General features: G+C 66.5%; 14 protein-coding genes and 1 pseudogene. 12 read left to right on the plus strand and 3 right to left on the minus strand.

What is annotated here, in order from left to right; genetic code table 11:
- Positions 1-52: 52 nt before the first annotated feature.
- Positions 53-745, minus strand: coding sequence for a glutamine amidotransferase (locus C1706_RS01530; RefSeq protein ID WP_129457436.1), 693 nt, complete (start codon positions 743-745; stop codon positions 53-55).
- A 146-nt stretch (positions 746-891) separates the two neighbouring features.
- Positions 892-1458: a TetR family transcriptional regulator gene (locus tag C1706_RS01535; protein WP_129457437.1), complete on the minus strand. Its 567-nt coding sequence runs from the start codon at positions 1456-1458 to the stop codon at positions 892-894.
- Positions 1459-1537: 79 nt separating this feature from the next.
- Here C1706_RS01535 and C1706_RS01540 point away from each other — a divergent pair, with 79 nt between their 5' ends.
- The 6 genes from C1706_RS01540 to C1706_RS01565 all read left to right on the plus strand — a co-directional run bounded on the left by C1706_RS01540 (position 1538) and on the right by C1706_RS01565 (position 5142).
- Positions 1538-2431 (plus strand): SDR family oxidoreductase, encoded by an 894-nt coding sequence (locus C1706_RS01540; RefSeq protein ID WP_129457438.1) that lies wholly within the window; start codon positions 1538-1540, stop codon positions 2429-2431.
- Between the two features lie 67 nt (positions 2432-2498).
- A complete protein-coding gene (locus C1706_RS01545; protein ID WP_241653364.1) occupies positions 2499-2900 on the plus strand; it encodes a TraM recognition domain-containing protein in 402 nt (133 codons plus the stop codon).
- A 143-nt stretch (positions 2901-3043) separates the two neighbouring features.
- Complete coding sequence (locus C1706_RS01550; protein WP_241653392.1) at positions 3044-3568, plus strand: hypothetical protein; 525 nt, start codon at positions 3044-3046, stop codon at positions 3566-3568.
- A complete protein-coding gene (locus tag C1706_RS01555) occupies positions 3565-3780 on the plus strand; it encodes a helix-turn-helix transcriptional regulator (protein WP_129457440.1) in 216 nt (71 codons plus the stop codon). Before C1706_RS01550 ends, C1706_RS01555 begins: the two co-directional genes overlap by 4 nt.
- Positions 3764-4858, plus strand: coding sequence for a tyrosine-type recombinase/integrase (locus C1706_RS01560; protein WP_206660923.1), 1095 nt, complete (start codon positions 3764-3766; stop codon positions 4856-4858). Before C1706_RS01555 ends, C1706_RS01560 begins: the two co-directional genes overlap by 17 nt.
- A 53-nt stretch (positions 4859-4911) precedes the next feature.
- On the plus strand, positions 4912-5142 hold the full coding sequence (locus tag C1706_RS01565; RefSeq protein ID WP_129457441.1) for a hypothetical protein: 231 nt from the start codon (positions 4912-4914) through the stop codon (positions 5140-5142).
- Between the two features lie 61 nt (positions 5143-5203).
- Here the strand turns inward: C1706_RS01565 and C1706_RS01570 are convergent, their stop codons facing one another.
- A complete protein-coding gene (locus C1706_RS01570; protein ID WP_164987353.1) occupies positions 5204-5932 on the minus strand; it encodes a DUF1889 family protein in 729 nt (242 codons plus the stop codon).
- Positions 5933-6153: 221 nt separating this feature from the next.
- Here C1706_RS01570 and C1706_RS01575 point away from each other — a divergent pair, with 221 nt between their 5' ends.
- The 6 genes and pseudogenes from C1706_RS01575 (at position 6154) to C1706_RS01605 (ending at position 14350) form a co-directional block, all read left to right on the plus strand.
- Positions 6154-7923, plus strand: coding sequence for an ATP-dependent nuclease (locus tag C1706_RS01575; protein ID WP_129457443.1), 1770 nt, complete (start codon positions 6154-6156; stop codon positions 7921-7923).
- A complete protein-coding gene (locus tag C1706_RS01580; RefSeq protein ID WP_129457444.1) occupies positions 7916-9385 on the plus strand; it encodes a DEAD/DEAH box helicase family protein in 1470 nt (489 codons plus the stop codon). The genes C1706_RS01575 and C1706_RS01580 overlap by 8 nt, the downstream gene beginning before the upstream one ends.
- Before the next feature lie 1445 nt (positions 9386-10830).
- Positions 10831-12852, plus strand: a pseudogene (gene mobF, locus C1706_RS01590) (MobF family relaxase); the annotation flags it as partial.
- 28 nt (positions 12853-12880) lie between these two features.
- Complete coding sequence (locus C1706_RS14730; RefSeq protein WP_164987379.1) at positions 12881-13501, plus strand: AAA family ATPase; 621 nt, start codon at positions 12881-12883, stop codon at positions 13499-13501.
- Positions 13502-13685: 184 nt separating this feature from the next.
- On the plus strand, positions 13686-13919 hold the full coding sequence (locus C1706_RS01600) for an AbrB/MazE/SpoVT family DNA-binding domain-containing protein (protein ID WP_129457447.1): 234 nt from the start codon (positions 13686-13688) through the stop codon (positions 13917-13919).
- Positions 13916-14350 carry a hypothetical protein gene (locus tag C1706_RS01605; protein WP_129457448.1) on the plus strand — a complete coding sequence of 145 codons (435 nt, stop codon included), beginning with the start codon at positions 13916-13918 and terminating at the stop codon, positions 14348-14350. Before C1706_RS01600 ends, C1706_RS01605 begins: the two co-directional genes overlap by 4 nt.
- Positions 14351-14394 lie beyond the last annotated feature (44 nt).

The following is a 14394-nucleotide window of genomic DNA, read 5'->3' on the forward strand; positions in this document are numbered from 1 at the left end:
CAGGTCCACCACCTCAGCGAGTCTTCACGTCGACCCTCTCGAGGGTGAAACATCAGTCCAGCCAGGTCTCGAACACTTGCTTGGCTGCTGTCGCAAGCCACGGCCCCTGGGCGGCCGCCTCGGCCCTCAGCACGGTCGGGTCAAGGCCCGCTGCCCCGAGTTCGTGCGCATGCCCGACCAACCAGGATTCGATGCGTCGATAGTCAGCCTCGAGGTGGAACTGCAGACCCAGGCCGTGGTCGGCGAACTGGAAGGCCTGGTGGGGAAACCCCGGGGTGGACGCTAGCCGCGTAGCACCGTCAGGGATCGCGAACTCATCGCCGTGCCAATGCAGCACCGGGACGCCATTCAGCGGCGCCAGCACGGACGCGGCACCTGCTTCGGTTAGCGTCAGCGGGGCATACCCGATCTCCGTGCGACCCGTCGCTCGCACTTCGGCCCCCAGCGCGCGAGCCATCAGTTGGGCACCCAAGCACACCCCCAACGTCGCGCGTCCCGCTGCCAGCCTGCGGCCGATCCCCTCGATCTCGTCGACGAGGAAGGGGTAAGAATCCTCCTGGTAGACGCCGATCGGGCCTCCCAACACCACCAGCAGGTCAGGGGCCAGGAGGGCGTCCGGTTCGAACGAGTCGATACCCGCATCCAGGTAGTCGACGTCGTAGCCGCGCTCGCGCAACAGCGGGGCGAGCAACCCCAGATCCTCGAAGGCGACGTGACGCAGCGCGACGGCTCGACGACCGCTCATGCATTTCCTCACTTTCTGCGCGACCATCCCACGGACGCGCGACACGTTGCGGCACGCGCAAGCCTGCACCAGGCCGCCTCCCGCGCGACCGGCGGCATGACATCTGCGGCGACGGCCAGAGCACCCGCGCCCATGCATTCATCTCGCTAGCGCTCAGCAAACAGGGTCTTCAGTTCACCGACGGCGATATCCAGCAACTCGATGAACGTGCGCGTCTCGCCCTCGGCGATCCAGCCCGCGAAGGTGATGGAGAAGGCGGCAGTTCCGCTCTGCGCGGCGAGGGCGGCGGTGAGCGGTGCGACCCCTCGCACAATCAGCGCGTTGGTCAGGGCTTCGGTCAAGGAGGCACGCTTCAGCGACTCACGCTCCAGCAGTGCGGCACTGGAGTCGATCACCCGTTGACGGGCACGCGACAAGGGACGGCGTTCCTCAGGGAAGAACTCGGCTCCGCCGCGGAGGGCGTCCTCAATAAGGGCCATCGGCGCCGTCTTACTGGAGGCCGCCAGCCCGTCAAGGAAGTGAGCATGGTAGGCCGCTTGATCGACGAACAAGACTTCGCGCTTGTCGGCGAAGTAGCGGAAGAACGTGCGCTCGGTGACCCCCGCCGCCTCGGCGATCTCCCCCACCGTGACGTCGTCGAAGCCACGCTGAAGAAAGAGATCCATGGCGACCTGCTTGAGTCGCCCCTCAGAGCCTGCAGCCCATCGCGCCATGGCTCCCATCTTACGCATGTCATGGACTGACATCAGGTGCTACAGTGATGTCAGACCATGACATGAAGGGGAAGGAATCATGCGCATATTCGTGACCGGAGCGACCGGGTGGATCGGATCAGCCGCAGTGAATGACCTGCTCGCCGCAGGACACCGCGTGATGGGTCTCGCTCGAAACGAGCCAGCCGTGGCACTCCTGCAGAAGCAGGGGGCCGCAGCGCTGCGCGGAGACCTCGACGACCTCGACACGCCACGGCGGGGAGCACAAGAAGCCGACGCCGTCCTCCATCTGGCAAACAAGCACGACTGGACGAACCCGAGCGAGTCCAACCGCACCGAACGGGCGGCGGTGGAGGCGCTCGCCAACGCACTCATCGGTAGCGACAAGGCGTTCGTGCTGGCGTCGGGACTCCTTCGTCCAGACACCAGTCGGCCAGCCTTCGAAACCGACACGAGCCCGGCCGTCGGGCCCGAATCGCTACGAGGCGGCAGCGAGAACCTGGCACTCGACTACGCGACTCAGGGCGTCCGCAGCGTGGCACTTCGGTTCACCCCCAGCGTCCACGGAGCAGGGGATCACGGCTTCATCGCCCAGCTTGTCGCTGCCGCGCAACGCACGGGCGGGTCCGGCTACGTAGGCGATGGGACCCACGCGTGGGCCGCCGTGCACCGCACGGACGCCGCCCACCTCGCCCGCCTTGCACTCGAGCAGGCGACGCCCGGGGCGCGCCTGCACGCCGTCGCAGAAGAGGGCGTCCCAACCAGAGTGATCGCCGAGGCGATCCCGGAAGCGGTCGGCGTGAAGACGACATCCATCGATCCCGCCGACGCCCTCACTCACTTCGGGTTCATCGGCCGGTTCTTCTCCACCGATATGACCGCCTCCAGTGCGGCGACGCAGGCAACGTACGGCTGGTCGCCAACCAGCCCCACGCTCGTGGAAGACATCAAGAAGGGGGGCTACACGACATGACTCCCCCACCACGCTGGAAGATGGCGATCATCACCTGGCCGAAGGCGGCGGTTCCGGGATCACCACCATGCCCGTCCTGCAGAGCCTCGCGCAGGCGCGGGACAAGTGGAACGAGCACCAGGCAAACGCGATCTGGGACGCCTCAATCGTCAAGGTCATCCTCGGCGGAGCCTCCAACAGCCGCGACCTGCAAGACCTCAGCGCCCTGGTCGGCGAACGCGACGAATACACCGACTCCGTGACGCTGGGCGACCACGGCAGTCGCTCCAACCAGAGGTCCGTGCGCCGGGTACCGATCTTCCCGCCCGACCGTATCCGCCGGCTCCCGTTCGGGACTGGGATCGTGCTGCTGCGCTCCGCGCCACCGATCGTCACCGACCTGCACCCCTGGCCCAAGCGCCCCGACGCCAGCCAGCTCACCGCCGACCGTGCCGAGATCGAAACCCTGCTGCGCCGCTCCGACACCTGAACGCCGGTCGCGGCAAGGAGCACCCGACCGCCACAACGGCCCGGCACGAATCGGCGCCGGAGAGCAGACAGGAGCACAGCATGTCCGACGAACCCGGCGACGACGCCACGACGAACGACGTTCCCGACTCGGATGTGGACCAGATGGACGACGACGGCTACGACGAGCCGCTGATCGCCGAGCCGCCGCACCCGATCAACTGGAACCTGCTGAGCGCCGAGGACGCCGAGGCCGAGTGGTTGGAGCTCAACCGCTGGGTGGACTGGCTGCGCCACACCTACGGGCTCCCCGCCTCCGTGATCCCGCCGGCCTGGCACATGCACCCCGAGCTGCTGTGGGAGCTGAGCGCGCTGCACCTGCACTGGCTCTGCGCCTACGACCCCGACCAGAACGGCTCCGCACCGCTCGGCTGGCACCGCGACTTCGCCGACGCCCGCCAGCGGCTCCGCGAATGGGTGGCCGCCTGCGGCACCCGGCTCGACCACGACCGCCCCACCCGGCAGACCGTCTGGCCCGGCGAGGAACCCGGCGACCCGATTGAGGATATCCCGATCATCGACCGCGACGCCGAGTTCGTGGAGTTCGTCATGTCCGACGTCCAGGCCCGCCGCGAGGCCGAGGAAGCGTTCTACCGCGACCTCGACCCGGACACCGGAGAAGTCTCGTGAGCGACAAGACCGAGGCACTGGTCGTCTCGCCGTTGCTGGACAGCAGGGAGGTCGCCGCGTACTTGAAGGTCTCGGAGTCCACCCTGTCGCGGTGGCGCTCCGCAGGCACGGGGCCGCCGTTCCTGCGGCTTGGCGGAATCGCCCGGTACCGGCTCGATGCCGTGGATCGCTGGCTGGCTGAACTGGAACACGACCATGCCTCGAAGGGCTGAGCCGCAGCCCACCGCTGAGCCCAAACCGGTGCCGCCGATCGGGGTGAAGGTCTCCACGGACATGGAGCGGCGCTCCTACGGCATCCGTGCCCGCGCCCGGTGGACCGACCCGACCACCAAGCGGCGTGTCATCCGCTCGGAGATAGTGCGGGACGAGGCGGCGGCGCACGAGTTCTTCGACCAGCTCCGCAACTCATCGACCAAGGGCATGGACGTGTCCATGACGTTGTTGGAGTTCGTCACCTCCATCGGGGACAGGTGGGCGCGCGGCCTGGACCCGACCTCCACCGGCGAGACCTACGGCTACGGGTTGAAGCTGCGAGTGCTGCCCGCGCTCGGACACCTGCCCGTCACTCAGATCACCGCCGGGATCATCGACCGCACCATCGACGAATGGGAACAACGCCACGGGGCGTCCACGATCAAGAACACCATCGCCCCGCTCGTGAGAGTGCTCGATGAGGCGGTGCGCGACGGGTTGCTGACGATCAACCCGGCGAAGAATCGCGCCAAGCGGAGCCTGAACCGCAACGCCTTCCGCGGCCAGTCCGCTGAGCAGGCCTCTCCGCGGGCGCACGCGATCCCGGACATGAAGACCCTCAACCGGCTCGCCAGGGCCTGCGGCAAGGTGCACCAGTCCTACAGCGACTTCGTGATGCTCGCCGCGCTGCTCGCCGCACGGTCCTCGGAGGTGTCCGGGCTACAGGTCGGGGACGTCGACTTCGACAAGAACCTCGTCGTGATCCACCGGCAGGTCTTCCCCGGCAAAGGCGGCCTGGTCACCAAGCCGACCAAGAGCCGCAAAGAACGCCGCGTGCCGATCCTGGAACCGCTGCGGCCCGTGCTGGAACGCCTTACCAACGGCAAGCAGCCCGAGGACTCGTCGCTGGTCGGCCCGAAGGGCGGCTACCTCACCACCGCGACCGTCCGCGACGCCACCAATTGGGACGGCATCGTCGCGAAGCTCGGACTGCCCGACCTCACCCGGCACGGCCTGCGCCACACCGGGGCGACCTGGATGGCCGACGCCGGCATCCCGCTGCACGTTCTGCAAGGGGGTATGTCGAGGCTGAGCTAGCCGATCTGGAACACCGGCTGACACCCGCCGCGCTGACCCGACTCATCGACGTCATGGCAACCCTGCAACCTGGAGACACAAGTCTGATTGATCTCTATGCGAACAAGGGAGCTGCCGACCCAGTGATGGTGGCCTGCGCAGTAGAGGCGCAGAAGGCCGAGGACGACAGACTCGTCTCGGACACCTGGATCATCGTCACCGACGACAAGGCTGTAACCGCGACGGCCCGGCACTTCGGGCTCAGAACCCTCCCCAGCGTCGATTTCCGCGCGCTGTTCCTGTGAGTGCTTCGTCGGCGCAGGGCGGCCGCGGGCGACCTTTGGACAGCGCCGCGCCCGTGCTGCTCTATCGGTCGCGACGGTTGTCGGATCGTGTTCGAAGGTAGTCGATGTAGTCCCCGCGGAACATGCGTCGAACTCGCGGGCGCACTCCTCGGTTGATGTCCTCGACGTACTTCTCGAGCCTGGCCGGATTCCTGCCCAACCACCCGTGGGCGATGACCCATCCCGCCAACGCGCTCCCATCTAGGTGGTATCCGGCATCGTGCAGCGCCAACAGCGCCGAGACGACCTCATCCTTCTCATACCCGGCGCTGATCGTGTTGTTGTGGTTCATCGTCAGCGTCATGGACTTCATTGCCTCTTCGACCACCGGATCGAGTCGAGGCATCGGTTCATCCCAAGCAGCCGTGTCGCCGAGCATCTCTGGCTGGACCTCCGCAACCCAAGGGCGCAGCCTGTCCTCGTCCCACGAGACGACGCATAGCGCACGAATCCTGTTCGCGTTCCCGCGGGTGAACTCGCTGATGTCGTTCTGGTCCGCCCATGCCATCAGGGCCGGCCCGGAGCCACGCATGTAGGCGCCACCTCGCGCGGTGACGTGGTCAACATCACTGTGGCGTGTAACGAACTGCTCCAGCAAGTCGTTGTGGCTGAGATTGCCCTTCAGGTGGGTCCAGACGGTGACGTGGTCGCCGTCCTCCATGTGCTGGATGCACCACTCCATGCCGGCCTTGAGGCCTTCGTCGTCGGGACTCGTTATCGCGACCGGATAGCCGGCTCTGTGTTCGAACATGGATCTCCTCGCGTTGACTTCGCACTCGTCGCCAATTGTGGCGGTTGGCACTGACGGTAACCCGACATCGTGTGCTCACCACCGCGCGTATTCCTCGCCCGGCTTTCGGGCGAGCCCACCAGGCGAGCGGACAAGCGGGGAGTTCCCCCGAGCGTCTCCCCGTGCAGCGCCCGGGTCGCAGCTACGCTCACACTGCAGAAGTTCTACAGCGAGGTTGCCCGATGATGCTCCGCCGACTCCGAGTCGAACACTTCCGTGGCATCGAACATATGGAGTGGGCTACAAATCGCCGTCTTGTCGGGCTGGTCGGAGCGGGCGACAGCACGAAGACCACGCTGCTGGATGCCATCGGGCTTGTGCTCAACCCGAACTACAATCCGCAGTTCTCCGACGCCGACTTCTTCGCCTTCGACCTCACCAAGAACATCGTGATTGAGGCGGTCATCACCCAGTTGCCGGACAACCTCGTCAAGGAGAGTCAGCTCGGCAAGGACCGCTCCGGGGTCATGCCGGACGGGTCGCTAGTGCATGATCCCGTCGATGACGCCGAAGAGTGCCTTGTGGTCCGACTCACCGTGACACCTGAACTCGAGCCCACATGGGAAGTCACCCGACCAGAGTCAGACGATGTCCGACCGATCACCGCGAACCAGCGACGCCAACTCGGCTTCTTCCGCCTGGGCGAGCGACCCGACTTCCACCTGCGCTGGGCACGCGGTTCAGCGCTGTCAGATCTGACCGGCGGCGATGGCGCCTCATCCGTCGTCCTCGACGCGCACCGTGACGCCCGGGCGGCGGTGTTCAACGCGCAGCCCAACGCCCTGCATGCTGCGGCCGAAGCGGCGCAGAAGTCTGCGAGAGATTTCGGTGCAGCGGTGTTCAGCGGACTCCGTCCCGGCCTCGAACCCGGTTCGGCAGCTTCCGCGCACGCCTTGATCCTCCACGATGGCGACGTGCCGCTATCGAGCTTCGGACTCGGCACACGGCGGCTGACGAGCTTGTCGATCCAGGATTCGGCGATGGCTGGCGGGTCGATCATTGCCATTGACGAGGTCGAGCACGGTCTCGAGCCGCACCGGTTGGCGCAGACGCTTCGTCGCCTCAAGAAGCGCACTGATTCCGGCAACTTGCAGGTCATCATGACGACTCACTCGCCTATCACGGTGGAAACGCTGAGCGCTGTCGACCTTGTCGTCGTGCATGCTGACGGTGCCGGTGGCACAGTCTGCTGGCCCGTACCCGAGGACCTCGACAACGTGCAGGGGACGCTTCGCAGCGCTCCGGATGCGCTCCTCGGTCGGCGGGTGCTGGTAGGAGAAGGGGCTACCGAGGTCGGGTTCTTGCGCGGTCTGATCCGCCACTGGGACGCCGAGCGGATTGCCGCGGATCTGACTCCCGCAGCCGCGATCGGCACTGTCCTGGTGAATGGCAGAGGCGGGACGCAGCCGACCCAGCGAGCCGGGAACTTCCGGCAGCTTGGCTACCCGACATGTCTGTTGATCGATAATGACGACCGCACCATCGATCTCTCGGTGACCAATGCCGAGAATGCCGGCGTCGTCGTGCATCGCTGGGCGTTCGGCAACGCACTCGAGGACGAAGTGATTCAGACCCTCCCGGCCGAGGGCCTGCAGGCGGTCGTCAACCTTGCCGTGGACATCAGGGGTGAACAGTCGATCCGAGCTGTGGTCAGTGCACAGCTGGGCAACAGACCGCTGACGGGTACCAACGTGGCCGCCTGGCAGGTTCAGGCTGAAGTCGATGAACCGACGATCCGCACGGCCATCGCGAACGCTGCCACCACAAAGGACAAGGAATGGTTCAAGCGCGAGGATCGAGGCGAGGAGCTGGCTGAGGTCGTCATCGCTCACTGGAGCGATCTTGGCGACACCAATCTGCTGAAGGTCATCGGCGATCTGCGAGCGTTCACCTATCCCTCAGCACCACACCCACCAACGCCGGAGGGCGCGGAGCAGCACGTCCATGGGTGACGACTCCTCAATTGGCGACGCCGTTCAGGCGATGCTGGGCACATCGCCGTGCTCGGTAACGCTCCCCGCTGGTGCAGGCAAGACCGAGCTGATCGCGGCCGCAGCGGCGGACGTCGCCACACGAGGCGGCACAAGCCTCGTGCTGACCCACACGCATGCCGGCGTGGATGCACTCCGTCGGCGGATGAAGAAGTTCGGGATCGCAAACGACGCAGTCTCGGTCCGCACGATCGACTCGTGGTCGTACGACCTCATCGCTCACTTCCCGGTGCTGGCAGGGCTCGCCGTGCCCGCCACGCCGAACTGGAGCAGGGTGGCGGACTACCACCGTGCCGCCGCGCGAACCGTGGGCACGGGGGCCGTGGAGCGAATGCTCAAAGTCAGCTACACGAACCTGTTCGTTGACGAGTATCAGGACTGCCTGACCGATCAACATGAGCTCGTGCTCGCGCTCGCTGCGGTTCTGCCCACGGCTGTGCTCGGCGATCCTCTACAGGGCCTGTTCAACTTCGGCAGGAACCAACCTGTCGACTGGTACTCGGACGTGCACCCGTACTTTCCGGCAGTCGACGTAGACCACCGCCCGCGCAGATGGGACCCGGACCACCAGGACCTCGGAGCATGGCTCGTCACCATCCGCGACCAGCTACTCAACGGATTGCCGATCGACCTCACATCGACGCCCGTCCAATGGATACAGCGATCTGATCCCCGAACCTACATAGGCGTCTGCTACGCAGCCCTACGGCTTGAAGGCACGATCGCCGTTTTGGGCCGGTTCAGGCCGGACTGCGTCAACGCCGCGGGCGCCTTAGGTGGCTCGTACTCGGTGATGGAGGCCATCGACGAAAAGGTGCCAATGGCCCTAGCCACCAAGATCGACACCAAAGGCGGCCCGGAAGTGGCTGCAGCCACCGTCGAGTTCGCGGTCGGTTGCACGAGCGGCATTCCGAGCCACATCTCGGCCGCCAAACGCAGGCAGCTCCGCGAGGGGGGATCGTTCACAACAAGGAACCCGGCCCTGAGGCCCGCCTATGAGGCGGTCGTCCAGGTACGCGATACTCCCACTCCAGCCACGGTCGGCACTGCACTCCGACTTCTGAGCAAGCTCCCCGGCGTCACTATCCACTGCCGTGACGCATGGAACGAAGTCAGGCGATCTGCCGCTATGGCAGTGACCGACGGCTGCACGGTGACCGAAGCACTCGAACTCACGCGAGGCCACACCCGAGTCGCGGGACGGAGACCATCCGGGCGTGTGGTCTCACGGCCACTACTCGTCAAGGGACTGGAGTACGACCACGTCATCATCCTCAACCCCGCCAACTACAGCGCACAGGAACTCTACGTTGCTCTCACCAGAGGGTCGAAGTCGGTCACAGTGATCAGCGACACCATGGTGCTTCCGGCCGTCAGAATGGCTACGCGTCCAGCGATGCCCCGACAATCTCACAAGGGATAGGTGGTGTTTCACGGAACATTGGGCAAGCTCCGGAAACCGCCCGGATCCCGGCTATAGGCACAGACCAAGAGGAACGGGCACCGCATCGCCCGGCCACGATCATCGCTAGTGCGGCCCCCACCGGCCTGGCTAGGAACCGCCCCGAGAGGTCAGGATCGGCCGCGACTTGCAGCCGCAAGTAGGTGCCGAACGCCAAAGCAACTGGTGGACTGCCGCCGGTGACGCTTGGTCGCCGCAACGCCTTGGTCGATGGAAACTGCCCGCGGCTGATGGCCCACACAATGAACGGCACCTAGGTCTACCCCACCGCCCAGCTGGAACCTGCAGACCCACCACTGCCGCCAGACCTTCCACGGAGGAACCATCACGCCGCCCGATAGGCGCCGGCACCGACAGACAGCTTGGCGACCCGGCGAAGGAAGTCCGAACGTCGCGCCAGGGGGTCAAAGTTCGACCGGCGTTGACAACGCGCAGCGGGGGAACGTGGGGAACCTGCCCGTGACACGCCTGTTCACAGGCCAGTAGGCCAGTCCGGCGGCCATGAGAGTCTGGGAACGTTTTTCGGTAACGCCGGTGGGTTCAGCCGACGAACCTCCTCCAACGAGACGGCGCGGCACGGGTCGCGGGTGAATCGGTCGTAGGCCGGCACGACCTCGTCCCGCACTCACGCCTCGGCCGCACGGTCGCGGGCGGCCAGGCTCCGCAGGCCCGGACCACCTCGCTTTCGGACGCATACGCCCCCGACGCGGCCCGGGCACGCACCATGCCGGCCATCCCCAGCGGCAGGGTCACGCGCATCTGCCTGGTCGTCCGTACGGAGCACCTCACCGTCTGACTGAGTCCTACCCCCGGCTGGGGTAGCCGGGCCACCCTGACCACGATCCTCGGATCCTCCCCCCCCACACCCCAACCAGACCTCCCCCACCCCGACAAGCACCTCTCCTACCCATCAGAGAAGCCTCCCCCTTCAATCACCAGGTCACCTCCACGCAACCGGCTCGCCTCGAAGACCCTAATTCACGAAGGAACACACCTTCTGCACCAAGGAATCGTGGTGATCGGTCTATTTGTGCCGCGTTCTGCGCATGTCTGCATGGAATAGCACGTTTACTTCGGCTGGACCGGACTGATGTGATCCTGCCGAAGCGAATCACGGGCATCCGTCCTGGCGGCGAGCGTAGCGCGGAGACCCCCGAGGCGTCCGCGCACATGGCGGGTGGCCGATCCGGACACCGAGCATCAAGTTGCGCAAATGTGCTTGCTGGTCGTCCTGATCGTCACATTTCTGGGCATAGGGATAGGTAGAAGGGCTTACTTCGGCGGCGATTTTGTCCGAATCGAGCCGTTTTTTCGGCTTAGGGATATGAGAGCCCGTTTCGGCGGTGGCCACGCAGGGCGTGTTCGTCTGCCTGTACTGGAGTGAGGAGGTGGTCGTGGTGATGGGGATGCACAAGCTGACGGCCGGATCGGGGTATGAGTACCTGACTCGGCAGGTGGCCCGCAATGATTCGGCCACCCCGGGCCGCTCCCGGCTGGCCGACTACTACGAGGAGAAGGGCGAGGCGCCCGGGGTCTGGGTGGGATCAGGCCTGGCCGGCATCGACGGCCTCAATCCGGGCGACGTGGTGACCGCTGAGCAGATGGACTTCCTGTTCGGGAAGGGCCTGCATCCACTGGCCGCCGAGCGCCTTGCCGCTCTGGGGCCGGATGCGACCGAGCAGGAGCGGCGCGACGCGGTCCGGCTGGGCCGGCCCTATCGGCTCCCGGACCCCGGCCACAGCCTGTTCCGGCAGGAACTCACCCACCGCTACGCCGCCTGGAACCTCGACCATGGCAACAAGCCCACTGCGAAGCTGCCCGACGACGTCCGAGCGCGGCTGCGCACCACGTTGGCGATCGAGTGGTTCACCGCCATGGAGCACCACCCCCCGAGCCCGCGCCAGCTGGCCGGGTTCATCACCAGGATGTCGCGGCCGCCGGCCACGCCGGTGTCGGGCTACGACTTGACGTTCTCGCCGGTGAAGTCGGTGTCGGCCCTGTGGGCGATCGCCGACCAGCACACCGCCGACCTGATCGAGAAGGCGCACTGGGCTGCGATCACCGAGGCGCTGGCGTTCATCGAGGCCGACGTACTCAAGACCCGCAAAGGGCATGCCGGAGTCGAGCAGCTCGACGTCCGAGGGCTGGTCGCGGTCGCGTTCGTGCATCGGGACAACCGGACCGGTGACCCGGACCTGCACACCCACGTGGCGGTGGCGCACAAGGTCCAAGCGATCAGCGACGGGCAGTGGCGGGCGATCGACGGCCGGGCGATGCACCAGGCGATCACCGCCGCCTCGGAAACCTACAACACCGCCCTGGAAGCCCACCTGGGTGCGGCGCTCGGGCTGCGATTCATCGACGTGCCCCGCACGGACGGCAGGCGGCCCGTCCGGGAGATCGCCGGCATGGATCCGCGGCTGATCCAGCTGTGGTCGACCCGGCGGCGGGAAATCAGTGTCCGTGCCGGCGAGCTGGCCGGCATGTTCCACAACGAACACAGCCGCCCACCCACGGCCGCGGAGCGGCAGGAGCTGTACCAGCAGGCCACCCTCGAGACCAGGGAGGCCAAGCACGAACCGCGCTCCCTCGCCGAAGAGCAGGCCGCCTGGGCCCGCCAGGCTCTCGATCAGATCGGCGAGGACGGTCTGCAACAGATGTTCAGCCGCATGTTCAACCAGCCCCGGCTGCACGCACCCGCCCTCGACCCGGACTGGTGTCGGCAGCTGGCCGCCAACGTGATCAGGAATGTCGAGGAGGGCCGGGCGGAGTGGCAGACCTGGCACGTCCGCGCCGAAGCCCAACGCTGCGCCCGCGCCGCCGGCATCCGGTGGGACCAGCTCGACCAGGCCATTCCACGGCTGGTCGAGGTCGCGCTGGCCATGTGCGTCAGCCTCGACCCGCCCGAGGACGGCATCCGCGAACCCGACACGCTGCGCCGCGCCGACGGGACCCCGGTGTACCGGGTGGCCGGATCGACCCGCTACACCTCCCAACGCGTCCTGTTCGCCGAACAACGCATCATCGACGCCGCCGGACGCACCGGCGGACGCACAGCTGGCTACAACTCGGTGGATGTCGCCCTGCTCGGCGAACACGCCAACGGCACCGAACTGAACCCCGGCCAGGCCCAGCTCGTCCGCGATCTGGCCACCTCCGGACGACGCGTCCAACTCGCCCTCGCCCCGGCCGGGACCGGCAAGACCACCGCCATGCGCACCCTCGCCAACGCCTGGACCAACAGCGGCGGCACCATCCTCGCCCTCGCCCCCTCAGCCACCGCCGCCGCCCAGCTCGGCGAAGAACTCGGCCACAGCATCCACGCCGACACCCTCCACAAGCTGGTCTACGAGATCGGGCAGGCTCGGCCGGCCGAGTGGGCCCAGTCAGTGAATGCGAACACGATGCTGATCATCGACGAGGCCGGGATGGCCGATAACCCTGCGCCTGGACTACGTGATCGGCTGGGCCCTCGACCGCGGCGCCAGCATCCGGCTCATCGGCGACGACCAACAGTTGGGCGCGATCTCGGCCGGCGGCATCCTGGCCGACATCGTCACCGCTCACGGCGCGGTCCGGCTCGACCAAGTAATGAGGTTCACCGATCCCGCCGAAGCCCACGCCACCCTTGCCCTCCGTGACGGCGACCCCGCCGCCCTCGGCTACTACCTCGACCACGACCGCGTTCACGTCGGCGATGTCACCACCACGTCCGAGCAGCTGTTCGACGCCTGGCTCACCGACAAACGGGCTGGGCTGGACGCCATCATGCTCGCCGGCACCCGCGAGCTTGTCGCCGTCCTCAACCAGCAGCCCCGCGAGCAACGCCTGGCCGGCAGCCGACCACGGCACGAAGCCACCCTGGCCGACGGCAACCGGGCCTCGGTCGGCGACACCGTCGTGACCCGACGCAACGACCGTCGACTGCGCGCCGGCAACGGCTGGGTCAAGAACGGCGACCGGTGGGACGTCGATGGCGTCCACCCCGACGGGTCACTCGACGTCCACAACCCGTCCACCCACCGGCGGGTCAGTCTGCCGGGCGGCTACGTCACCAACCACGCCGAGCTCGGCTAGCCGAGGTACCGCAAACGCACTCACCTGTGATCGTGCGCGTTTGCGCAGCCCCAGTGTATCGGTGCGTTGCAGCGGCGTCTCCGGGGCAAGCCTGACGCTGAAGGGTCGCGGGATCAGCGGGCAGGGTTCGCGTTGCCGGTCGAGCATAGAGTAGTAAAAGTAAGAATCGTGGTACTCTCGATGCATGGAAGCAGACGCGCGATCGGAAGGCAAGTGGATCAGCACGGTGCGGCTCGGCCCGAAGTCGCAGATCGTGATCCCGAAGGAAGTGCGGGACATGTTTGGCCTTGGGCCGGGAGATTCCCTGCTCCTCATGGCCGACGTGGAGCGCGGCATCGCGCTGGTCGATCCCGCCGAGTACGCCGATGTGATGAGCAAGGTGCTGGGCTCGCCTCCTCGCAAGGAGGGCCGTCCATGATGTCTTCGCCGAGACGATCCCGGCCCTGGCACCTGTGGCTGATCGTCGTCGTCGCCACGTTCTTCATGTCGGTGGGCCTGTACGACTTCGTCATGGTCGCCACCGGGAATCAGGCGTATCTCACCGACAGATACACCCCGGAGGGTGTCGCGTACTTCGCGGACTACCCGTGGTATCTCCTCGTCTTGTTCGGGATCAACGTCATCGGCGTGATGCTGGCGCTGATCGTCTCTTTGTGGAACCCACGCGTCGCGATGTGGCTCGCACTCGTCTCGGGCGCCGCTGATGTCGTGCTGCTTCTGGTCACGATCTTCTTCCGTGACCGGTTCGCGGCCATCGGCACCGGGCTCACTCTGCAGGACATCGCGATCTGCATTGGCATCTTCGTGCTCGCCGAGTACTTCCGGAGGCTCGCGAAACGGGACAGATGAACCGTCTCGCGCTCCGGCGGGAGACCAGAGGTACACGCCTCAGC

The sequence above is a fragment of the Propioniciclava flava genome (genome assembly GCF_004126535.1).
In the GTDB taxonomy this organism is placed as follows: Bacteria; Actinomycetota; Actinomycetes; order Propionibacteriales; family Propionibacteriaceae; genus Propioniciclava; species Propioniciclava flava.